The sequence below is a fragment of the Rhodoferax sp. GW821-FHT07G04 genome (assembly GCF_059418585.1).
Genome location: NZ_JBWKQD010000004.1, coordinates 36417 through 58441, shown reverse-complemented (window position 1 = coordinate 58441; position 22025 = coordinate 36417). Strand labels below are relative to the sequence as shown.

At 62.3% G+C, this 22025-nt stretch carries 24 protein-coding genes; 7 read left to right on the top strand and 17 right to left on the bottom strand.

The window, feature by feature from the left end; translation table 11 throughout:
• Positions 1-31: 31 nt before the first annotated feature.
• The 9 genes from AC07OO_RS19600 to ispD form a co-directional block, all read right to left on the bottom strand.
• The gene (locus AC07OO_RS19600; RefSeq protein WP_495083825.1) at positions 32-337 is read right to left on the bottom strand and encodes a hypothetical protein; all 306 of its coding nucleotides are present in this window, start codon (positions 335-337) and stop codon (positions 32-34) included.
• Positions 334-801, bottom strand: coding sequence for a DoxX family protein (locus AC07OO_RS19595; protein WP_495083824.1), 468 nt, complete (start codon positions 799-801; stop codon positions 334-336). Before AC07OO_RS19595 ends, AC07OO_RS19600 begins: the two co-directional genes overlap by 4 nt.
• The gene (locus tag AC07OO_RS19590; RefSeq protein ID WP_495083823.1) at positions 798-1613 is read right to left on the bottom strand and encodes an HvfC/BufC N-terminal domain-containing protein; all 816 of its coding nucleotides are present in this window, start codon (positions 1611-1613) and stop codon (positions 798-800) included. The genes AC07OO_RS19595 and AC07OO_RS19590 overlap by 4 nt, the downstream gene beginning before the upstream one ends.
• The gene (bufB, locus tag AC07OO_RS19585; protein WP_495083822.1) at positions 1610-2452 is read right to left on the bottom strand and encodes an MNIO family bufferin maturase; all 843 of its coding nucleotides are present in this window, start codon (positions 2450-2452) and stop codon (positions 1610-1612) included. Before bufB ends, AC07OO_RS19590 begins: the two co-directional genes overlap by 4 nt.
• Positions 2453-2533: 81 nt before the next feature.
• Positions 2534-2794 carry a BufA2 family periplasmic bufferin-type metallophore gene (gene bufA2, locus AC07OO_RS19580; protein WP_495083821.1) on the bottom strand — a complete coding sequence of 87 codons (261 nt, stop codon included), beginning with the start codon at positions 2792-2794 and terminating at the stop codon, positions 2534-2536.
• Between the two features lie 230 nt (positions 2795-3024).
• A complete protein-coding gene (locus AC07OO_RS19575; RefSeq protein WP_495083820.1) occupies positions 3025-3783 on the bottom strand; it encodes a substrate-binding periplasmic protein in 759 nt (252 codons plus the stop codon).
• Positions 3784-3793: 10 nt separating this feature from the next.
• Positions 3794-5224 (bottom strand): sensor domain-containing diguanylate cyclase, encoded by a 1431-nt coding sequence (locus AC07OO_RS19570; protein WP_495083819.1) that lies wholly within the window; start codon positions 5222-5224, stop codon positions 3794-3796.
• Positions 5225-5353: 129 nt separating this feature from the next.
• Positions 5354-6691: an ABC transporter substrate-binding protein gene (locus AC07OO_RS19565; protein ID WP_495083818.1), complete on the bottom strand. Its 1338-nt coding sequence runs from the start codon at positions 6689-6691 to the stop codon at positions 5354-5356.
• Between the two features lie 42 nt (positions 6692-6733).
• Complete coding sequence (gene ispD, locus AC07OO_RS19560) at positions 6734-7447, bottom strand: 2-C-methyl-D-erythritol 4-phosphate cytidylyltransferase (protein ID WP_495083817.1); 714 nt, start codon at positions 7445-7447, stop codon at positions 6734-6736.
• A gap of 135 nt (positions 7448-7582) precedes the next feature.
• Here ispD and mfd point away from each other — a divergent pair, with 135 nt between their 5' ends.
• Entirely contained in the window at positions 7583-11098 is a 3516-nt protein-coding gene (gene mfd / locus AC07OO_RS19555; RefSeq protein ID WP_495083816.1) for a transcription-repair coupling factor, read from the top strand.
• 33 nt (positions 11099-11131) lie between these two features.
• Here the strand turns inward: mfd and AC07OO_RS19550 are convergent, their stop codons facing one another.
• Positions 11132-11656: a hypothetical protein gene (locus tag AC07OO_RS19550; protein ID WP_495083815.1), complete on the bottom strand. Its 525-nt coding sequence runs from the start codon at positions 11654-11656 to the stop codon at positions 11132-11134.
• A 78-nt stretch (positions 11657-11734) separates the two neighbouring features.
• Between AC07OO_RS19550 and AC07OO_RS19545 the strand changes: the two genes are divergently transcribed.
• Both AC07OO_RS19545 and serB read left to right on the top strand, forming a co-directional pair.
• The gene (locus AC07OO_RS19545; protein ID WP_495083814.1) at positions 11735-12277 is read left to right on the top strand and encodes a GNAT family N-acetyltransferase; all 543 of its coding nucleotides are present in this window, start codon (positions 11735-11737) and stop codon (positions 12275-12277) included.
• Between the two features lie 106 nt (positions 12278-12383).
• Positions 12384-13115 (top strand): phosphoserine phosphatase SerB, encoded by a 732-nt coding sequence (serB, locus tag AC07OO_RS19540; RefSeq protein WP_495083813.1) that lies wholly within the window; start codon positions 12384-12386, stop codon positions 13113-13115.
• Positions 13116-13123: 8 nt separating this feature from the next.
• Here serB and AC07OO_RS19535 read toward each other — a convergent pair whose 3' ends face one another.
• Entirely contained in the window at positions 13124-13783 is a 660-nt protein-coding gene (locus AC07OO_RS19535; protein ID WP_495083812.1) for a DsbA family oxidoreductase, read from the bottom strand.
• 130 nt (positions 13784-13913) lie between these two features.
• Here AC07OO_RS19535 and AC07OO_RS19530 point away from each other — a divergent pair, with 130 nt between their 5' ends.
• Together AC07OO_RS19530 and AC07OO_RS19525 are read left to right on the top strand one after the other, a co-directional pair.
• Entirely contained in the window at positions 13914-14726 is an 813-nt protein-coding gene (locus AC07OO_RS19530) for an HDOD domain-containing protein (protein WP_495083811.1), read from the top strand.
• A 28-nt stretch (positions 14727-14754) separates the two neighbouring features.
• Positions 14755-16029: a DEAD/DEAH box helicase gene (locus AC07OO_RS19525; RefSeq protein WP_495083810.1), complete on the top strand. Its 1275-nt coding sequence runs from the start codon at positions 14755-14757 to the stop codon at positions 16027-16029.
• Between the two features lie 23 nt (positions 16030-16052).
• Here AC07OO_RS19525 and AC07OO_RS19520 read toward each other — a convergent pair whose 3' ends face one another.
• Positions 16053-16691 (bottom strand): glutathione S-transferase family protein, encoded by a 639-nt coding sequence (locus tag AC07OO_RS19520; RefSeq protein WP_495083809.1) that lies wholly within the window; start codon positions 16689-16691, stop codon positions 16053-16055.
• A 33-nt stretch (positions 16692-16724) separates the two neighbouring features.
• Positions 16725-17033 carry a DUF6172 family protein gene (locus tag AC07OO_RS19515; RefSeq protein ID WP_495083808.1) on the bottom strand — a complete coding sequence of 103 codons (309 nt, stop codon included), beginning with the start codon at positions 17031-17033 and terminating at the stop codon, positions 16725-16727.
• 22 nt (positions 17034-17055) lie between these two features.
• Between AC07OO_RS19515 and AC07OO_RS19510 the strand changes: the two genes are divergently transcribed.
• Positions 17056-17652 (top strand): 3'-5' exonuclease, encoded by a 597-nt coding sequence (locus AC07OO_RS19510; RefSeq protein ID WP_495083807.1) that lies wholly within the window; start codon positions 17056-17058, stop codon positions 17650-17652.
• Between the two features lie 112 nt (positions 17653-17764).
• The gene (locus AC07OO_RS19505) at positions 17765-18748 is read left to right on the top strand and encodes an LLM class flavin-dependent oxidoreductase (protein WP_495083806.1); all 984 of its coding nucleotides are present in this window, start codon (positions 17765-17767) and stop codon (positions 18746-18748) included.
• Here the strand turns inward: AC07OO_RS19505 and AC07OO_RS19500 are convergent, their stop codons facing one another.
• Genes AC07OO_RS19500 through AC07OO_RS19485 form a run of 4 tightly spaced genes read right to left on the bottom strand, consistent with a single transcriptional unit; the run spans position 18749 to position 21961 of the window.
• Positions 18749-19198, bottom strand: coding sequence for a DUF2721 domain-containing protein (locus tag AC07OO_RS19500; protein WP_495083805.1), 450 nt, complete (start codon positions 19196-19198; stop codon positions 18749-18751).
• Positions 19192-19725 (bottom strand): NYN domain-containing protein, encoded by a 534-nt coding sequence (locus AC07OO_RS19495; protein WP_495083804.1) that lies wholly within the window; start codon positions 19723-19725, stop codon positions 19192-19194. Before AC07OO_RS19495 ends, AC07OO_RS19500 begins: the two co-directional genes overlap by 7 nt.
• Before the next feature lie 59 nt (positions 19726-19784).
• Positions 19785-20159, bottom strand: a complete 375-nt coding sequence (locus AC07OO_RS19490) for a translation initiation factor Sui1 (RefSeq protein ID WP_495084117.1) — start codon at positions 20157-20159, stop codon at positions 19785-19787.
• Entirely contained in the window at positions 20156-21961 is a 1806-nt protein-coding gene (locus AC07OO_RS19485) for a methyl-accepting chemotaxis protein (RefSeq protein ID WP_495083803.1), read from the bottom strand. Before AC07OO_RS19485 ends, AC07OO_RS19490 begins: the two co-directional genes overlap by 4 nt.
• Positions 21962-22025: the final 64 nt, after the last annotated feature.

Below are 22025 nucleotides of genomic sequence, written 5' to 3'. Positions count from 1 at the left end.
CTCCTTGGTTTTTTATATGTGCTTGGTCGCGCTACATGCCATCGGTCAGGCCGTGGGCCAGGCGGTATTCGCAAGCCTTGAACACGATATAGGCCAGAAGGCTGGCATAACCGGTGACCAAGACCTCCAGCAGCTGCACCAAGCCACCGTCCATCACGGCCAGCCAACCATGCGTCAACAGCAGATCGGCATTGGCCTTGAAGACATAGATCAGGTTCAAGGTGCCCAGGCCGAAGGCAAAAAAGCTCAGGCCCATGACGATGAAGCACAACCAGTAGCGCCGCAGGATCACACGCTGGAACCAGGCCTTGAGTTTGGATGCAAATGTAGTTTTCACCGCGCAAACCTGGGCCACCACCAGGCGTCCAGCGACCACTTGCCGGGCCCCCACAGCACCAGAGCCAGTAGCAAGGCACCCCAGAATTGGTGCTGCTGCAGAGCTGCAGGCGCAACCTCCGACAGGCTGACCACAGCCATGATGTTGACGCAAAAAAGCCCCAGGGCGGAGAGGCGGCCGCACAGCCCCAGAATCAGCAGTACGGGGAAGAACAGCTCGGCACCGGTGCCGGCCATCGCCGCGATCTGGGGTGGCAAAAGCGGCACATGGTATTCATCGGCAAACAGGGCCAGCGTCGTGCCCCAGTCGTCAATCTTGGTCAGCCCCGAGCGAAAAAAGGCCATGCCCACGAAGATGCGCGCAGCCAGCGCAGCGGGCGCCTGCAGCAGGGTCAGCCATGATTGCAGGGTCTGCAGCACAGGCAAAGCCTTGTCGCGCAATGGAGTGATCCAACGGGTCGTCATGGTTGCGGTACTCCGGTCGGCCTCAGCACTTGGGCTATGACACCATTGCCCAGGAATTCACGCAGCAGCGTAGCGGCAGTTTGGGCGGCCTGGTCTTCGCCCACCACCGTAGCCAGTTGCTCGCACAACGCGCCAAAACCCAGGCCATTTTGCAAGCCCCGAACAAAGGCGGCTTCGGCGGCGCTCAAGGACTTCCACTGCGTCTTCAGTCCCCGGCGCCACACCAGCAAGGTATGGTCCAAGGGGTCTGGGGCCGGCACCTCTTGTTCATCATCCCCGTCCTCTTGCTCGGCCTGCATCGCATGCCAGACCGGGCCTATCGCCCATTGCATGTCTAACAACTGCACGGCCGGGTGCAGGCCAAAGCGCAATTCCAGCCATTCTGCGGGCGCCACGCCGGCCAGGGCATCAGGGGGCAGCGGGTCCACACTGGGCGCATCGAAGGCTGTGCGCAGCGCCCACTCCATGCACGCCAGGTCCAACATCGCCGGGTGGGGGACTAAGTCCTCTTGCTCGGCCATGAAGGTGCTCAGCGCATGGCCAAACCAGCGCAACGAATAATGGGCCGAAGGATGGGCGTCTATGTAGGCATTGGCCAGGGTGTCAAAGTCATCGTCGCCCATCACACGGGACAGCACTTCGAAGTTGTCGCGCAGCGCCCCACGCAGACGGGCGCGGTATGCATGGCGGTAGACATCAAACCGGGCCTCTGCAAAAGGCTTGAGCAGGCCGGCCTGCGCGGGCCGGTCTTGCAGCACGGCGGCTTGAAACGGGTCTTGCAGAGACTGCACGGCGTTGTTGTTGGCGTTCATGCTGCGCAGGCCTCCGCAGCCAGAGCCTGGGCGTGGATGCGCCGGGCCTGGTCCAGTTCGTCGAGCAACTCACCCAACTCAGGGATGTTGTCATCCCGCTCAATCATCGTGGGCACAGAGCCGCAGCGCTGCAGCGTGTAGCCATAGAGCTGCCAAACCGCCTCGCACACCGGGTGGTCGTGGGTGTCAATCAGGAAACCGTCGTCCTGCACCTCGTGCCCAGCCAGGTGAATCTGCCGTACCCGGTCCAGCGGCATGGCGTTGATATAGGTGTGCGGGTCAAAACCGTGGTTGATGCTGCTGACATAGACGTTGTTGACGTCCAGCAGCAGCTCACAATCGGTGCGGCGCGCCATCTCGGCGATGAAGGTCCACTCGGGCATTTCATCGGCGGCAAACGCCACGTAGGTCGATGGGTTTTCCAGGACCAGGCGCCGGCCCAAAAAGTCTTGCACGCGCTGGATGCGCTCGCACACGTGGCGCAGCGTGGCCTCGGTGTAGGGCACGGGCAAGAGGTCGTGCAGGTTCAGCCCATTGATGCCGGTCCAGCACAGGTGGTCGGATACCCAGGCGGGCTCCACCCGCTGGACCAGTTGTTTGAGGTCGCGCAGGTACTGCAGGTCCAGCGCATCGGTGCCGCCGATATTGAGGGACACGCCATGCATGACCATGGGAAAGTCGCGGCGTATACGGTCCAGGTGCCACAGCGGTGCGCCACCGGGAACCATGTAATTCTCGGAAAGGATCTCCAGCCAATCGACCCGTGCTTGGGCCTGGGTTTCAAATGCTGCGTAGTGCTCGGTACGCAGTCCGACACCAAAGCCTTGGATGGATGTCATGGGGAAGAGTGAAAGAAAAAGGCAGTGCTGAAGTAAAACAGGCCCGCTGTGAACAACGGGCCTGTTGACTCTACGGAGTGATTACTTGACGACCGCACCGCCGGCGTCGGTGCAGGCCTTGGCAGAAGCCTTCTTGTTCCAGCCTTGGCCCTTGCAGCCGTTTTGGCCCTTGCACTCGCTCTTGGCGGTCTTGCAGTCGGATGTGCCCTTGCAGCTGTTCACACCACTGCACTTGACCGATGCGTCGTCCGCAGCTTGGACGGTAGTGACTGCACCGCCGATGGCGAAGAGAGCGGCTGCAGTGCTGGCCAATGCGATGGCGGATTTCAGTTTGGATTGCATGGTATTTCCTTTAAAAGTTGAAAACATTAAGAAGAAGTCAATGTGCAATAAAGGCTTTCGCCGAGGGCGCTTTGCTCCCGCTTGCCCCTATCAGTCGGGACAGGCCTCAATAGCTTACAGAGAACTGCAAAAAAAGACAGAAAAAAGTTTCCGACTACACAGGGCGTTACATTTTCGCGGGCAAACTCGCGGGAAAACCCTGATTCGGGTAGCTGACCGTTTGGTCACTCTCAACGGCTCAGTTGTTTCTCGATGGCATCCAAGCGTTTGCTGCGCTGCAACTCCAGATAGCCCGCATCAAAGGCATTCATGAGTTCCTGGGCGTTGGGGGCCTTTTTGGAAACCACGAAATAGATAGGCACCGTCCAAAAGGACTTCTCCTGTATCTGCAGCTGCGCCCAATCAGCCGGCACCAGCGTCTTCATGATCAGGTAGCGGGCCACCGACTCTTCCAGCGGGAACAGGTCGATCCGCTTGTTCAGCAGCTTCATTAGGTTGTTGGTGTCGCCCACAGCCTCTTCCGTGGTCAGCACCTTCTGGGTTTGAAGGTCGGCGAAAGCCTGTGAGTAAAAATTGCCACGGGTGATACCGATGCGCGCACCCGACAGGTCTGACAGCGTGGACCAGTCCCGCTTCTCACTCGCGCGCTGCACAAAGACCATGCGGTAGGTATAGATGGGCTTGCTGGAGAACAGCAGCGCATCGTCACGCTCGGGGCTGTGGGCCCAGCCAAAGCTGCCATCAAAACGGCCGGACATCACACCGACGATGGCGCGGTTGTTAGGCACCCAATCGATGGAGGCCAGCACCTGGCCGGCCTTCAGCGATTCGACGACGATCTCCGTCAACGCGCCGCCGTTGGGCTCGGCCTGGATCTTGAACGGTGGGTATTCGCCAATGCCGATGTGGGCCGTGGTGGCGGCATGCACACCCGGCAGGCAGCACGCCCATGCAAACAGCAGCCCCAGCATCAGACGCGCCATAGCCATCCCCCAGGATTCAGGCAAAGGCAACCACCTGGTTGCGCCCTGCCCCTTTGGCCTGGTAAAGGCCCTGATCGGCCGCAGCCACCAATTGCTGCGCCGACATGCCACTGTCCAACACCAGTGCAGCAACGCCCGCGCTGACGCTGACATGGGAGGCCGACTTGGATTGGGCATGTGCCATCTTAAGCTCAGCCACGGCCATTCGGGCCAGTTCTGCGACACGCATGGCCCCGGCCACGTCGGTATCGGGCAGGATCAGCGCAAACTCCTCACCCCCGTAGCGCGCCGCCATGTCGGCCGGGCGGTTGCTGCACGACTGCAGGGCGGCGGCCACTTGCTTCAGGCACTCGTCACCCGCCTGGTGGCCATAGTGGTCGTTGTAGGGCTTGAAGTAGTCCACGTCGAGCAGCACCAACGCCAGGGCACGCCGGTTGCGAACCGCCAGGGCGATCTGGTCAGACAGGTATTCGTCAAAGAAGCGCCGGTTGGCCAGCTCGGTCAGCCCATCATGGCGCGACAACTGGGCCAGCGCCTTGTTGGCGGTGCCCAAGTCGACCGACATCCGCACCAGGCGGGCGTATTGCCGGCCGTTTTCGACCAGCAGCACCATCAACAGGAAACTCGCCGCCAACAAGCCGTAGATGCGCCCCACATACCAGCCCAGGTCATAGCGGCCGGTGTTTAGCAATGCGGCCAGCGCAATGTCGAACAGCCACACCCCCATGACAACCAGCAGCCACAAGTCCAGCACCGTGTGCGGCTTGCGGCGCCACAGCATCCACAAGGCGGCGAGGCTCAGCAGCCAGATGCCGCACAGCACAGCGCGCCCGAGATCGGTGGTCTTGTTGCCCTGGATAAACGTGGGAACAAAGTCGTGACCCAGCGTAGCGAACATTGAAAACCCGGCCACCAGGATCAGCACCCCAGCCACCACGCAGAGGAGCGCCAGGCGGGTGTTGCCACGCAAACGCCCACCAGGCTTGGGCGTCACCAACGGTCCCGCAGACGTGAGCCCGGCGTAGGCCATGACAAACAACGGAAATCCGCTGTGCCAGAACATGTACATCGCCGAGCTGGTCTGTGGTCCCGGCACTGGCAGACCGGGCAGCGCGAGCAAGCCCGGAAAAAACAGGGCGTAAGCAAAGGTGGCGGTTGCACTGAACAGGTAGCCCGCCGCCAAGACCAGAAGCCGCAACGAGCGCAGCACAGTGAACTGACCAAACAGCAGCGCGGCGGTGATCAGGTCGCAGATCACCAGCGAGGCGACGTACATCGGGATAAAGGCCGGCACCTGCAACAGCGGTGTCTTGGCAAAGGGTGCGGCCGCCAAAAAGACCAGCACGGAAACGACCACGGCACTCAGTGCAAAGCGCATCTCGCGGCGCCCGGCAGGCTCGGTCGAAACGAACGCCCAGCGCTCGCGTGTCAAATCGACGACGTTCATATCTCTATTCTCTTATCCAGCCTTCTTGCGGCTGTTCCAACGTTTCACGCCATGGTAGTACGTCTGGCGGCGGTCGTCCAATCACTATTAGCTATCATTTTAGTAGCAATCAAGCTATCGACACCCCACTCACCCCCCAGCCAGCAACCCTGCCCCATGCATGATGGCATTCACCCGGGGCACGATGTCGTTCAGCGCCTGGGCCGCCGGCTTGGTGCCAGTGATGCCTTGGTGGATGGCGGCGCCCAGCGGGCCTTGGTTGATATCGTCCCAGGGGGCGATGATGGGGCGCCAATCGGGGTCCGCGTAGCGCAGTTGCTCCTTAAGCGTGATGTATTCGGGGTACTGGCGCACGAGGTCTACATCCGACAGCGTGGACAGGCGTGTGGGCGCGCCGCCCAGGCGGCTGACGGCCTTGTCTTGCGCCTCGGAGGTCAGCCACTGCATCAGCAAAAACGCGGCATCGGCGTTGCGCGCATTGCGCGGGATGGCCAGGCCCAGGCCACCGGATTGGGACGAGTGGCGCACGCCCTTGGGGTGCAACACATAGCTGACCTTGCCCTCCACCTTGGACGAGGCGCCTTTGACCGGGCCAAACACCACGGTGGAGTCCAAGTACATCGCGGCTTCGCCTTGCAGAAACGTCTTGATCATCTCGCCCTGGTTCATGCTGGCTGCGCCTGCGGGCCCTGTGTCGACAATCTCCTTCAGCAGCTTCAGGGCCTGCACACCCGCCGCGTTATGGAACGTGGGCCGCCAGTGGTTGTCAAACACCCGCCCGCCCAGCGGGTTCAGGTGCAACAGCCAGGCGTGTACGCACTGGTGGCCCGTCTCGCTGCGCGTGGCGAGTGCGCCCATGCCGGCCTTGTCGCGCAAGACCGGTAGCAGCGCCCGCAGCTCTGCATAGGTGGAAGGCGGCTGCAGGTTGAGCTTGGCAAACACGTCGCGCCGGTAGGCCAGTACCGAGGTCTCGGCCCCATAGGGCAGGCCATACAACTGGGCACCAGGCCCTGGCAAATAGCCCTTGGGGCCGCCGACCAAGCCCAGGTTGGCCAAGTAGCCGGGCACGATGTCGTGCATCTTGTAATTGGGGTCAGCCAGCGCCGGGTTGGCAAAGAACGGCGACAGCGGCCGCAACAGGCTTTTGCTGACGTATTCGGTCTTCCACATGACCACATAACAAATCAGATCCAGCTGCCCCTGGGGGTTGGCCAGCTCGCGCAGTTGGATATGCTTCATGCGCAGGATGGGGTCTTTCATGACCTCGACCTTGATGCCGGTGGCCAGCGTGAACGCGGGCAGCAGTTGCTGCATGGCGGCGTAGTGCGGGTGGTCGGGGATGCTGATGACCACGGTCTGCCCACGGTACGGCGCAAACCGGTCCGCATCGGGCCGGGCCGCCAGCGGCAGGCCGGCGCCAAACACCGCACAGGCGGCTTGGTTGAGCAGGCTTCGGCGGGATGTCATAGGTGTCAACCAGTCAGTTGACGCAGTATCGGCCTGCGCCAACTAGCTTGCAAGCCGTGACTGCAACACGGCCTGGGCCAGCGCGAAGTCTTGCGGGTAAGTGACCTTGAAATTCTGCGCGCTGCCTTCGACCAACAACGGCGCCTTACCTGCAAACTCCAGTGCGCTGGCTTCGTCGGTCACCGCATCGCCTGCGGCTTGCAAAGCCTGTTGCAGCTCGGCAATGCGAAACATCTGCGGCGTCTGGGCCAGCCATTTGTCGGCACGCTCCACGGTCTGGGCGACACGTCCGCCGACCTCGCGCTTCAGCGTATCGGGCAGCTTCAGCGCCAGCAGGCCACCGACCGCGTCGTGCAGGCAGGCGTCGATCAGTGCGTTGATCTGCTCGGGGGTGATCAGGCAGCGAGCGGCGTCGTGCACCAGCACCCAGTCGCTGGGAGCGGCACCTTGCTCCAGCAGCGCAGACAATCCGTTAAAAACGCTGCCAGCCCTCGTCAAACCTCCGCAGTCAGCTACCAAAACAGTAGCACTTTGGGTATCGAAGAAGCGATCCCCTTCCGACACCACCACCAGCACCCCGCTCAAGCGTGGCACGGCGGCGAAGGCGGCCAGCGTGTGCAGCACCATGGGCTGGCCCGCCACCGGCTGGTATTGCTTGGGGCCATCGGACCCCGCGCGGGAGCCGGTGCCGGCACAGGGGATCAGCGCCCACAGGCGGGGGGCAGAAGGCGGTGCGGCGGTGGCCAGATCGGTCATAGCTGGGGTATTTGTTGGGGCGGTGGCCCAGTTGGGGTGCGACATTCTAGAATCGACGGCTCCGCCCCCCATTTTCTGCGCTTTGCCGTGTGACGCTGTCCCATGGAAAAGGCCGGCATTGCATTCACACTTTCCATGGATTTACCCAAACTAACGGTCGGCAAACGCTTCACCCTGCCCCGCCCCGCAGGCTCCGCCGACGCGATGCTGCTGGCCCGCCTGGGCGAGCGCGAAAAGGCGGCCGGCAAGCCCATGACCGTGGTCACGGCCAATGCCAATGACGCCCAGCGCCTGCTGGATGAGATCACGTTCTTCGCCCCCACGCTGCGCTGCGCGCTGTTCCCCGACTGGGAAACCCTGCCCTACGACACCTTCTCGCCGCACCAGGACCTGATCAGCGAGCGGCTGGCCACGCTGTGGCGCATCAGCCAGCGTGACAAGGACACGGGCGCCGATGTCGTCATCGTGCCGGCCACCACGGCGCTGTACCGTCTGGCGCCGCCCAGTTTCTTGGCCGGTTACACCTTTGAATTCAAGGTCAAGCAAAAACTCAACGAGGCCAAGCTCAAGGCCCAGCTCACGCTGGCCGGCTACAGCCATGTGACCCAGGTCGTCAGCCCCGGCGAATACGCGGTGCGCGGCGGCCTGATCGACCTGTTCCCCATGGGCAGCCTGGTGCCCTACCGCGTGGATCTGTTCGACGACGAGATCGACTCCATCCGCACCTTCGACCCCGACAGCCAGCGCAGCCTGTACCCCGTGCCCGAAGTACGCCTGCTGCCCGGGCGCGAGTTCCCGATGGACGACGACGCGCGCGCCCGCTTTCGCAGCCGCTGGCGCGAACTGCTGGAGGGCGACCCGACCAAGAGCCGCATCTACAAGGACATGGGCGCCGGTGTGGCCACGGCCGGTATCGAGTACTACCTGCCGCTGTTCTTTGAAGAAACCGCCACCGTGTTCGACTACCTGGGGCCGGACGCCACGGTGGTGCTGCACGGTGACCTGGAGCCCGCCTTCCAGCGCTTCTGGCAGGACACCAAGGACCGCTACCGCCTGGTGCAGGGCGACCCCGAGCGCCCGGCGCTGCCACCTGAGAGCCTGTTTCTGGGCACTGAGCAGTTTTATGCCCGGGCCAATGGCTACGCGCAGCTTGCTATCAAATCTGCAGCTACACCCGTAGATTCCACGAGGGCTACAGCCGAAATTGGCAATGACGTTCCGGCCTCGCCCTATACGGAACTGGACACCCTGCCCCCCATGGCCGCAGAACGCGGCAGCGAAGACCCGCTGGCCCGCCTGAAGGCCCATGCCCGAAACACCCAGCACCGCATCCTGGTGCTGGCCGAGAGTGATGGCCGCCGCGAAAGCCTGCTGGACTTCTTGCGCGCCAGCGGCATCAACCCGCCGGCCTTTGACTCGCTGCTGGAGTTCCAGACCAGCGACGAGAAATTCGGCATTGCCACCGCGCCCTTGAGCGTGGGCTTCAGCTGGCTGGAATACGGCATAGATCTCGTCACCGAGACCGAACTCTTCGCCAGCGCCCCCACCGCACGCCGGCGCAAGAAGCAGGAACAGGTCAGCGACGTTGAGGCCCTGATCAAGGACCTGAGTGAGCTGAACGTGGGCGACCCGGTCGTGCACTCGGCCCACGGCATCGGTCGTTACCGCGGCCTGATCAACCTCGACCTGGGCAACAAACTGGCCAATGGTGAACCGGAGATGCAGGAATTTCTGCACCTGGAATACGCCGACAAGGCCACGCTCTATGTGCCGGTCAGCCAGTTGCAGCTGATCAGCCGCTACACCGGCGTCAGCGCCGACGAAGCACCGCTGCACAAGCTGGGCAGCGGCCAGTGGGAAAAAGCCAAGCGCCGCGCCGCCGAGCAGGTGCGCGACTCGGCCGCCGAGCTGCTGAACATCTACGCCCGCCGCGCCGCGCGTGAAGGCCATGCCTTCCGCTACTCGGCCAACGACTACGAGACCTTTGCCAACGACTTTGGCTTTGAAGAAACCGCCGACCAGAAGGCCGCCATCCACTGCGTGATCCAGGACATGGTCAGCCCCCGGCCCATGGACCGCCTGGTCTGCGGCGACGTGGGCTTTGGCAAGACCGAGGTCGCGCTGCGCGCCGCCTTCATCGCGGTGACCGGTGGCAAGCAGGTCGCCATTCTTGCGCCCACCACGCTGCTGGCCGAGCAGCATTTCCAGACCATCTCCGACCGGTTCTCCAAATGGCCGGTCAAGGTGGCCGAGATGAGCCGCTTCCGGTCCACGAAGGAAATCAATGCTGCGCTGAAGGGCGTGGCCGATGGCACGGTGGACATCGTCGTCGGCACGCACAAGCTGCTGAGCCAGGACACGCATTTCAAGAATCTGGGCCTGCTCATCATTGACGAGGAACACCGCTTTGGTGTGCGCCACAAGGAGCAGATGAAAGCCCTGCGCGCCGAGGTCGATGTGCTGACGCTGACCGCCACACCCATCCCCCGCACCATGGGCATGGCGCTGGAAGGCCTGCGCGATCTGAGCGTGATCGCCACCGCGCCCCAGCGCCGCCTGGCCATCAAGACCTTTGTGCGCACCGAAGGCAATGGCGTGATCCGCGAGGCCGTGCTGCGCGAGTTGAAGCGTGGCGGCCAGGTCTACTTCTTGCACAACGAGGTGGAGACAATTGAAAACCGCCGCGCCAAGCTGGAAGAGCTGTTGCCCGAGGCCCGTATCGCCGTCGCCCACGGCCAGATGCCGGAGCGCGAGTTGGAGCGCGTGATGCGCGACTTCATCGCCCAGCGCTACAACCTGTTGCTGTGCTCCACCATCATCGAGACCGGCATCGACGTGCCCACCGCCAACACGATTGTGATGAGCCGTGCCGACAAGTTCGGCCTGGCCCAGTTGCACCAGTTGCGCGGCCGCGTGGGCCGTAGCCACCACCAGGCCTATGCGTATTTGATGGTGCCCGATATCGAAGGCCTGACCAAACAGGCCACGCAGCGGCTGGACGCCATCCAACAGATGGAGGAACTGGGCAGCGGCTTTTACCTGGCCATGCACGACCTGGAGATTCGCGGTGCGGGCGAGGTGCTGGGCGAGAACCAGAGCGGCAACATGCTGGAAGTGGGTTTCCAGCTCTACAACGAGATGCTGAGCGAGGCCGTGCGCTGCCTGAAGGAAGGCAAGGAGCCCGACCTGCTGAGCCCGCTGAACGTCACCACCGACATCAACCTGCACGCCCCGGCGCTATTGCCCGACGACTACTGCGGCGATGTGCACCTGCGCCTGTCGTTCTACAAAAAGCTGGCCACCGCCAAGACCACCGACCAGGTGGACACGCTCTTGGAAGAAATCGTCGACCGCTTCGGCAAGCTGCCCCACCAGGCGCAGACGCTGATCGACGTGCACCGCCTGCGTGTGCTGGCCAAGCCCTATGGCGTGACCAAGGTCGACGCCGCGCCGGGCATCATCAGCATCACCTTCCAGAAAAATCCGCCGATCGACCCGATGAAGATCATCCATCTGATCCAGAAGCACAAACACATCAAGCTGGCGGGAAATGAGAAGCTGCGGATTGAGCGGGAGCTGCCCGAGGCCAAGGACCGGGCGCAGATGGTGCGGGATATTTTGAAGTCGTTGGGGCAGCCGGTGGCTCAGTAACCAAACCTCATGCAGCTTACTTCTGCCGAAGCCTTATACGTTGCTCCCAGGAACGGGGCGCGGAGTGGGCGCTGCAGGGTTCTTCCGTGAGGGCCGTTGCTTGAGGCCGAGCTCCTTGAGGACGGTGTCTTCGTCCGTCTTCAGGAAGGGCCGCGCAGCACAGGCAGCAAGGTAGTCCGCCTCGGCGGCCTGCAGTTCTTCCGCAGAGGCATTGAGCGCATCGGAACGTTTGTTGTAGGCGTCGACCTCCAGGTTGCGTGCATCGTTGCGCTTGTTGTAGCCGTCGACGGCAGCCGCGTCGGCACTGTTCAGTGTGCGCAGAATCTGCGAGAGTTCGAGTGCCTCAGCAAGCAGTTTCGAGCCCGTAGGCCGATGGGCTTCCTGCGCTTCACGCAACACAACACTGCGCCGATCAAGGTCCATCTCTCGCAGGAAGCAAGCGCGCAACTCAGCGCGAGACAATAGTTGGCGAGGAGCCGGCTTGGCTGATTCCGCGGGCGCGGCCAGTGCTGCCTGAGCACAGAGGATGCAGACAAGTGCGAGGATGGATGCGCGCATGAAAAGAAAAGGAAAAGGAAATCGGTGGGCGAGAATACCCGAATCCAGACCGGGTAACACCGCCAGATAAATACAAGCATGTTGCACCTATTGGAAGCCACCCCCGCAGACCTGGACCGCATCATGGACCTGGAGCGCGAGGGCTTCGCCGCCGGGCACCAGGAGCTGGCCAGCGCCTATGGACAACGCATCGCCACCTTTCCCCAGGGCTCGCTGATGGCCTGGCAAGGCACAGAGTGTGTCGGTTGCATATTCACAGAAATCTGGCGTTTCCAGCCGCAGCCGGATGCGGCGCATTTCACCCTCGGGCATGACATCCGCGACCGGCACGACCCGGTGCTGGGCACCGAGCTCTACATCAGCTCCATGACCTTGTCCCACGCCGTGCGGGGCCAGGGCCTGGGTGGGCCGCTGCTGGCAGGTTGTTTGGAGCAGATCGCCAACGCCTTCCCGCAGTTGGAGTCTGCCCTGCTACTGGTCAATGCCACATGGCTGCCCGCCAGGCGCATTTATTCGACAGCCGGTTTCGAGCCAATCGCCAGTTTTGACCGGTTCTTCAATCCCCAGGAATCGGTGTACGAGGACGGCATTGTGATGCGGCGGCCTATCCACCTCAGGTGAGCGATTAAAATACCGAACCCGTCGTGGCGCCAATGCCATTGGCGAAATACGCACTTAGCCCTCGTAAATGCTGCATGAGCAGCTATACAAAGAATAGCAACCTTCCATGCAAGCCACAGAATTCTCCCCCGGCCTGGTCCTGCGCAACTTCGCGCCCGGCCAAAAAAAGCTGTCCGACTTCAAGCTGATTGCCTTTGACATGGACTCCACGCTGATCAACATCGAGTGCATCGACGAGATCGCAGATGCCGTGGGCCGCAAGGAAGAAGTGGCAGCCATCACCGAGGCCACGATGCGGGGCGAGATTGCCGATTTTCAGACCAGCCTGCGCCGGCGCGTGGCCCTGCTCAAGAGTGTCACCGTGGCCGATCTGGAGGCAGTGTATGTACAGCGCCTGCAGCTCAACCCGGGCGCGGCCGAGTTGGTGGCAGCCTGCAAGGCGGCAGGGCTCAAGGTGCTGCTGGTGTCGGGCGGTTTCACCTTCTTTGCCGACCGCGTCAAGGAGCGCTTGGGCATTGACTTTGCCCGCTCCAATCGGTTGGAAGTGCGCAGCGGCGCCAACTGCGGCGAATTGACTGGCGGCCTGGTCACCCAGGCCTGGGGCGAGATATGTGACGGCGCCGAGAAGCGCCGCACGCTGCTGGAAGTGGCCTCCCTGCTTGGCATAGAGCCCGAGCAATGCATTGCCATGGGTGACGGCGCCAACGACCTGCCCATGATGGGGGCCGCCGGTTTATCCGTGGCCTACCACGCCAAGCCCAAAGTCCGCGAGCAGGCCATGGTGTCCATCGAATCCGGTGGACTGGACCGGCTGCTGGAAGTCCTGCAGCCGGGCTAAAGTGCGGCTTACACCGCGGCTGCGATCTGCCGCAACGCCTGCTCAAACACCTCGGGCGGCTGGCCGCCAGAGATCAAATGGCGGTCGTTGATGACCACAGCCGGCACCGAGTTGATGCCCTGGCGCAGATAAAACTGCTCTTGCGCCCGCACCTCGGCCGCATAGGTGTCGCTGGCCAGGATGGCCTTGGCACGCTCTACGTCCAGCCCCACTTCACCCGCCACCCGCACCAACAGGTCATGGTTGCTGGGGTCCTGGCCATCGGTGAAGTAGGCCTTCAACAGCGCCTTTTTCAACACCACCTGGTAGTCGCCGCCTAGCTCATGCGCCCAGTGCAGCAGGCGGTGGGCATCGAAGGTGTTGTAGATGCGCGAGCGCTTGTCCATGCTGAAGGTAAAGCCCAGCTCGGCGCCGCGGGCGCGTATGGTCTCGCGGATGGCTGCTGCCTGTTCGGGCGTGGAGCCGTATTTGTTGTGCAGGTGCTCGGTGATGTCCTCACCCTCGGCCACCATCTTGGGGTTCAGCTCGAAGGGCTGGAAGGTGATGTCGGCCTTCACGCCCGGGCCCACGCGGTCCAGCGCGGTCTGCAGCGAGGCCAGTCCCACGGCGCACCAGGGGCAGGATACATCGGATACAAAGTCAATTTTCAGGTTTGTTGGGGTAGTCATGGTTGGTCTGTCCTGGAGGTCAAGGCCGGCAGTTTGGGGCAGTTGCCGAAATTGCATCAGCGACTAGAGCGATAACCCCATTTTTGTGGGGCCATGGCCCTGGATGGGCAGAGGTATCATCGAACGGACCATGACCAACGCCGCGCGCTTCCTGCAATCCGTCACACTGCCCGTGATGCCAGAGGTTGCCCAAGCCCTGATTCGCAGCCTCAACAACGAGGACGCCGACGTGCCCCTGGTCACAGCCATCATCGCCAAAGACCCGGGGCTGACCACGACGCTGATGCGTATGGCCAATAGCGCGATGTTCGGCTTGTCGCGCAGCGTCTACACCCTGGACAGTGCGGTCAGCGTGGTCGGCATGGCCCATATCCGAGCGCGGGCACTGTCTATCTGCATGGCCAACAGTTTTGTGTTCCCCGCTGGGTTAGACCGGCTGGATTTTTGGCGCCAAAGCATGGTCTGCGCGGGCTATGCCCGCTGGTTATCCGGCCAGATCGCCATGGACGAGCAGCAAGCCTGGCTGACGGGCATGATGCTGCGCCTGGGCGAGATCGTCATTGCCCAGCGCATGCCCGATACGCTGCCCCAAATCGAGGCCCAGCCCCGCGCGCCCGGTGAACGCTGGAAGCGTGAGCGGGACGCGGCTGGGTTTGACGAAGGCCAGATCGCCGCGGAGATCGCTCGCCGCTGGGATTTCCCCGAAGCCGTGGCCTTGGCACTGGAATGTGCGACCCAACCCCTGGCGCCGCAAGCACCACGCCTCAGCGGTATCGTGCATCTGGCCGCACTGCTCACCGACCAGGCCACCCCTGCTACCACGCCCCAACTCGCGGACCTGCCCTTCCCGGTACTGCAATCCCTGGGGCTCAATGCGCAGAAACTGGCGCCGCAAATGCCAGATCCGGAGTCTTTCAGCGATATTTCAATGCTGCAAGCCTGATACCGCCGGCAGGGGCGACAATACCGCCATGCCCTTTCTCTCTCTAGGATTGCAGCCCACGCTCGCGCAAGCCGCCCATGCGCTGGGGTTCACAGCCCCCACACCGATACAAAGCGAAGCCATTCCAGCGGTGCTGACCGGGGCCGATGTCCTGGCTTCGGCCCAAACCGGATCCGGCAAGACCGCCGCCTTCACCCTCCCCCTGCTGCAACGCCTGCAGGAACTGCCCGCTGAGAACCGCCACCAGTATGGCCGCGCCATTCGCGCGCTGGTCATCGTACCCACGCGCGAACTGGCCGCCCAGGTGGGCGACGTGGTACGCAGCCTGGTTGAGGCCTTGCCCCAGCGCCCTAAAGTGGTCGTGGCCACCGGTGGCGTGTCCATCAATCCGCAGATGATGGCCTTGCGCGGTGGGGCCGACATACTGGTGGCCACACCCGGCCGCCTGCTGGATCTGGCCCGGCAGAACGCGGTGCAGTTGGCCACCGTGCGCCTGCTGGTGCTCGACGAGGCCGACCGCCTGCTGGATCTGGGCTTTGCAGAAGAACTCTCCGAGCTGCTGACACTGCTGCCACCGCGCCGCCAAAGCCTGTTTTTTTCGGCAACCTTTCCACCCGATGTGCATGCACTAGCCCAGCGCATGCTGCACGATCCGGTGCAGATTGCAATTGCCTCCACCGAGCTGCCGCCCGCCGACATCACCCAACGCGCCATCCGCGTGGACACCGACAAGCGCACACCACTGCTGCGCCACCTGATCAGGGAGCAGGGCTGGAGCCGGGTATTGGTCTTTGTGGCCACCAAATACGCTGCCGAACTGGTGGCCGAAAAACTGTACAAGGCCAAGATCTATGCCACGGCCTTCCACGGCGACCTGAGCCAGGGCGCGCGCAAACAGGTGCTGGCCGAGTTCAAGGACGAGCAATGGGAGGTGGTCATCACCACCGACCTGGCCGCGCGCGGCATTGACATTGCCAAGTTGCCGGTGGTTGTGAATTACGACCTGCCTCGCTCCGCGGTGGACTATGTGCACCGCATTGGGCGCACGGGGCGCGCCGGAGAGCCTGGCTTGGCGGTGAGCTTTGTCAGCGCCGATACCGAAGCCCATTTCCATTTGATAGAAAAACGCCAAGGCCTGAAGTTACCGTTGGAAGAGATAGCAGGCTTTCTGCCCACCGAAATTGCCACACCGGTTACGCCCCGGGTCGCGGACGACCACGGCGGCATCAAAGGCAAACGCCCCAGCAAGAAAGACAAACTGCGCGCACTGGCCGCGCAAGGCAAACCGCCCCCGGCCTCCTGAGCGGGTGGGTGCGTAACCGTTGATTACTTAGCGGTCGCTGCCTTGCGGTCAGCCAGCACTTTTTGAACCGAAGGCCGCTCGCCCAGGAATTTGGCATAGGTCTTGTAATCCACACCACCGGCCAGCAGCAGGTCTTCACCATAAATGGCCTTGGTGGCCATGCCCACCAGCGGCAGGCTGGCAAAGGCCGCGCAATCGGCGATCGTGAAGGTATCGCCCGCGGCATAGGGGGCAAACTTCAGCAGCCGCTTGGCCGCCGCGATGTTCTTTTCGAGCTGCTTGCGGATACGGGCCTGGTTGCTCTCGCTGACCGTGCCGCCGAAGAAGGCTTGGTAGTACAACTCGCGAGCCACCAGTTCGATGTGCAGATCAATGTAAACGCAAAGTTCGCGCACCTTGGCCGCGGCAAACGGATCGGCGGGCAATAGCGGCGGGTTGGGATACGCCGCTTCTATGTACTCCACGATGGCCTCGCTCTCGCACAACGCGCCTTGGGGCGTGCGGATAAACGGGATTTTGGCCAGCGGCGATGCCGACAGTGTTTCCTCATCGGTGCGGCCGGTCATCACATGCTCTTCGACAAAGGGCACGTTCTTTTCCAACAACGCCAGTTTGACTTTGTTGTAGTAGTTGGAAGCGGGGAAACCACACAGCGTCAACATGAAACATTCTCCTGATCAAGCTTCAAAGCAAAATTACTCCAGTGGAGCAGCTCCCGCGGGCCGGGCCTGGCGCCGTCCATGCGATGCCAGAATTTCTACATAAAACTGGTCACCGCCCTCTTTGGCGATACCGTCGATGAGACCTGTGAGCGTAGCAAAGTGGACCACGACAGCCTGCGCTTCGGTGGCACCAAAGCGACAATCAAAGTCCCAGTAGTCCACGCCCTCGGGCAGTTCACGGCGACGTTCACGCTTGACGTATTTGCGGATCTCGTGTTTGACCGCATCCAACACGCGGTCACGGTTCTTGCCTTCGATATTCAGTTTGAATGTTTTTTTCATCCAGGGATTATGCTGCTCCCCTATGCACACCACCCACCCAACCCCCAGTAAGGAAGAAATTGCACTCCTGGAGCCCTTTGAGCGCCTCGGCCTGAACCGCATTGTGCTGGTGGCCACAGCCGAGCAGGCCGGCCGCGCCTGCGACGAACTGGCATCTGCCGAGGTGCTGGGCTTCGACACGGAATCCAAGCCCACCTTCTTCAAGGACCAGGTGTCCGACGGTCCGCACATCGTGCAACTGTCCACCGCCGACAAGGCCTGGGTCTTCCAGTTGCATGACCCGCAGTGCAGTGCCATGGTGGCGCAGTTGCTGGCGGACGCAGGTATTGTCAAAGCCGGCTTCGGCTTGGGTGATGACCGTAAACGCATCATTGCCAAACTGGGCGTTGAGCCCGGTGGGGTGGTGGAGCTCAATACCATCTTCCGTGAGCGCGGCTATCGCAAAGACATGGGTGTCAAAGGTGCGGTGGCGGTATTGTTCAATCGACGTTTTCTCAAATCCAAGAAGGCCGCCACCTCCAATTGGGCCAACCCACGGCTCACCGAGGCCCAACTGGTCTATGCCGCCAACGATGCCTATGCGGCGTTTCGGGTGTTCCAGGCGCTGAAGCTGAGCTAACCCCTACCTCAACTCGCAAGTCGGGTGGGCCGTGTGGCCCTATTCTCCGACCGTGCTGGGGACATACGCGCAGCGGCTCTTGGCCAAACCGGTGCCGCAGCACAATACCCCGATGATCCCGTTTTCCGTACTCGACCTCTCTCCCATCACCGAAGGCAGCAATGCCGCGCAATCGTTTCGCAATACGCTGGATTTAGCCCAGCATGCGGAGCGCCTGGGCTTCAATCGCTACTGGCTGGCCGAACACCATGGCATGCCAGGCATTGCCAGCGCGGCGACTGCGGTACTGATAGGCCATGTTGCCGGTGGCACCTCCAGCATCCGTGTAGGCGCCGGCGGCATCATGCTGCCCAACCACTCGCCGCTGGTCATTGCGGAGCAGTTTGGCACGCTGGAGTCGCTGTACCCCGGTCGTATCGACCTGGGCCTGGGCCGTGCGCCGGGCTCCGACCAGATGACGGCCCGCGCCTTGCGGCGCAACCTCAGTTCGGACGCCGACGAGTTTCCGCAGGATGTGGCTGAGTTGATGGACTTCATGTCGGACCAGCCCCAACAAAAAGTCCGCGCGGTACCCGGCGCCGGCTTGAAGGTGCCAGTGTGGATACTGGGCTCCAGTCTGTTTGGCGCCCAACTGGCGGCCCACATGGGCCTGCCCTATGCCTTTGCCTCGCACTTTGCACCGGCGCAGATGATGGACGCCATCGCCGTGTACCGCGCCCGGTTCCAGCCCTCGGCCCAGTTGGCCAGGCCCCATGTCATGCTGGGCTTCAATGTGTTTGCGGCCGATACCGACGAAGAGGCCCAGATACTGGCTACCTCCATGCAGCAGGCCTTCGTCAACCTGCGCAGCGGCCGCCCCGCCCGCCTGCCACCGCCCAAACCCGGCTACGCAGACCAGCTAGGACCTGCTGAACAGGCTTTGCTGCGCAGTGTGCTGTCGTGCACCACGATTGGCTCGGCCGCAACCATACGCAAAGGCCTACAGGATTTCATTGCCCGCACCGGTGCCGATGAACTGATGATCACATCGCAGATGTTTGACCACACCGCGCGCAAGCACTCTTACGCGCTGACGGCGGCTGCAATGCGGGACTGACTAACCCTTGCCCGGCAGGTGGAAATTCAGCAGCCGGGTGGCGATCAAGGTCTCGGCCAGGAAGCACAGCAAGGCCAGCAAAAAGCTCACTACGCCGGACAGGAAGCCGCCCACGGCCCAGCGGCTGATCTGAAAGCCGGTTGTCTCGCCGACAAACAGCACAATGATGGTGAGGCCAATCAAGAACGAGCAAAAGGTTAGCAAGGCAATGCCACCATTGGCCAGACGGCCGCGCAAGCGCAGCTCGGCGAGTTCCTTGAAGGCGCGTTGCAGGTATTCGGCGTCATCGGACTCGCGGGCACGGTCCTCCACCAAGCGAGCACGGTCAATGATGCGGGCCAGTCGGCCGGCAATGGCGCCGATCATGCCTGATACCGCGGTCAACAAAAACACCGGGGCCACGGCCAATTGGATGCCATGGGTCACTTCGTCTGCATTGAATGTCAGCATAGGGGTGTTGCTCCCAGCAAATCTTCATAGTAGTGAAACCCATGGCAACTGCTGGCCCAGTGGGTATTGGTGGTGCTGCGTGCGCCCAGGCCGACGATACGGCGACCGCTGGCCTTGATTTTCTGCGCCAATGGCATGAAGTCGCTGTCGCCACTCACCACGACGACCGTGCCAATGTGGCCGAAGCGTCCGAGGTCTTCCATGGCATCCAGGCTCAACCGAATGTCGGAGCCATTCTTGGCCCCGCCCCCTGGCGGAAACAGTTGGATCAGCTCGATAGCGTGCTGCAACAGCGCATCGCGGTAGCGGCCAAAATATTGCCAGTTGCAGTAGGCACGGTTGATGGCAAGGGGGCCTAGCGAGGCCGCCAATGCAACGATGGCCTGAACACTTACCAGCGGCTCTTGCACCTTGAAGCGGTTGTCCTGCTTGCCATACGAGCCCTCCAAACGGGCCTCGCACAAAGCTGCGTGCAGGTTTTCAAAATCCCAGTACAGGGCTACGGATGCAGAAGCGGTGCTGTCCATCAGAAAAAACAAAATGTCGGGCTACGGAGCACGAATCGTACCCGCTACCAGAGCGGACCTTAACCGCCGGCGCGTTTGACCGTATAGCCCTGCGTCTTCAGTATCTGCATCACACGCTCGATGTGATCGCCCTGAATCTCAATGACCCCGTCCTTGACGGTGCCTCCGGTGCCGCAGGCCGCCTTGAGCTGTTTACCCAAGTCCGCCAAAGCCACCGCATCCAAGAGTACGCCCTTGACCAGCATGACCGCCTTGCCGCCACGGCCCTTGGTCTCACGCGAAACCCGCACAATGCCGTCACCCGTGGGCGCCACCGGCTGCTTGCAAATGCATTGCGCCACCGGCTGGCGGCAATCGGGGCACATGCGCCCACTCTCGGTTGAATAGACAAGGCCGCCCAAGGCGGCGAGTCCAGAAGCTTTGCTGTTTTTCAGAAGGATTCCCAATCGTCGTCGCCACCCGCGGGCGTTGTCTTGGCCCGCACTGTAGCAGCAGGCTTGGGCAATGCGGATGCCACGGTGGATGGCCCGGTGGCGGGGGCCTTGGATGCCGTTGCCTTGAAGGGCTTGCGCGCTGCGCCAGTGCCTGCTGCGCCAATCGCACGGCGCTCGGCGCCCTGGAGTGCGGGGCTGGCCGCAGCAGAGCGGACCGAAGCAAAGGCGGGCTGCGTGTGGCCCATGTCTGCTTCGCTGAGCCGGAAGGCGGCCACCACATGCACCAAGTCCTGGGCTTGGGACTTCAGCCCGCTGGCGGCTGCGGCCATTTGCTCCACCAAGGCCGCGTTTTGTTGCGTGGCCTGATCCATGTGTGTAACGGCTTCGCCCACTTGCGACACACCCAGCGCCTGCTCGTTGCTGGCCGCACTGATCTCACCGACAATGTCAGTCACCCGCTGGATGCTGCTGACCACCTCGGTCATCGTGACGCCGGCCTGGTCTACCAGCGTCGTGCCACGCTCTACGCGCTCCACGCTGGCACCGATCAGGCTCTTGATCTCTTTGGCGGCCTCGGCCGAACGGCCCGCCAAGGACCGCACTTCGCTGGCCACCACGGCAAAGCCGCGGCCCTGCTCGCCGGCCCGCGCGGCTTCCACCGCAGCATTCAAGGCCAGGATATTGGTCTGGAAGGCAATGCCATCAATGACGCTGATGATGTCCGATATCTTGCGGCTGGACTCGTTGATACCCTTCATGGTCTCAACCACCTCGGCCACGACGTCGCCCCCCTTGATGGCTACGTTGGACGCATTCATGGCCAACTGGTTGGCTTGGCGGGCGTTGTCTGCGTTTTGGCGCACGGTAGAACCCAATTCTTCCATTGAAGATGCGGTTTGCTCCAGTGCGCTGGCCTGTTGCTCGGTGCGGGATGACAGGTCGTGGTTGCCCTGGGCGATCTCCGAACTGGCGGTAGCCACCCCTTCAGAGCCCTGGCGCACATTGGTCACCACCTTGGCCAGCGCCAAGCGCATGGACTCCAGCGCGTGCAGCAACTGGGCGGGCTCGTCACTGCCGCGGGGGTGCAGTGCATGGGTCAGGTTGCCACTGGCAAACTCCTTGGCGGCACCCACGGCAAACTCAATGGGCTTGGTAATGAGCCGGATGATCCACACCGCCATGACGGCAGCCAGGGCGACTGTGACGAAGAGCATCACCACCACACTCCACTTGGAACTGGCATAGGTCGCCTTGGCACCGTCATGGGCCACGTCGGCACCCTGCGCATTGTGCGTGTTCATGAACTCGATGTTCTTGAACAGGCTGCGAAATGCCGTGCGCGACTCGCCGTTCAGCAATTCGGTGGTGGCCAGGGCTTCGGCCGGTCCGATGTCGGACATGGTCAGCAGCTTGGTGCTGACAGCGTAGTAGGCGGTCAGCTCCTTGCCGTACTTTTCCCAGATCTGCTTTTCTTCTGCGGTGTCCATCAGGACTTCAAATTTCTTGCCGACCTCGCTGAGCTTGGCTTTGTCGGCATTGATGCGATCGGCCTCGACCTTTTTCTCTTCGGCGGTGACTGCCATGGCATGCTGGGTTTCAGCCTGACGCAGGTCGTTGAGCAAACCTTGAATCTCGCCTGCATAGCGGATGCTTGGCAGCCAGTTGCTAGCCATCTCTTCGGTACTGGCGTTGATACGGGCCAGTTGAACCAGGGCAAACAGGCCTATGACACCCGTCAGCAACACCATGAGCAAAAACGCGCCACTCAACTTGACGCTGATCTTGGTATTTGACAAATTCATGGTGCAAATTTCCCCAATAAAACGCCCTGAAGTCGGGCAGACCAGCCCAATTATGGGGCGACTA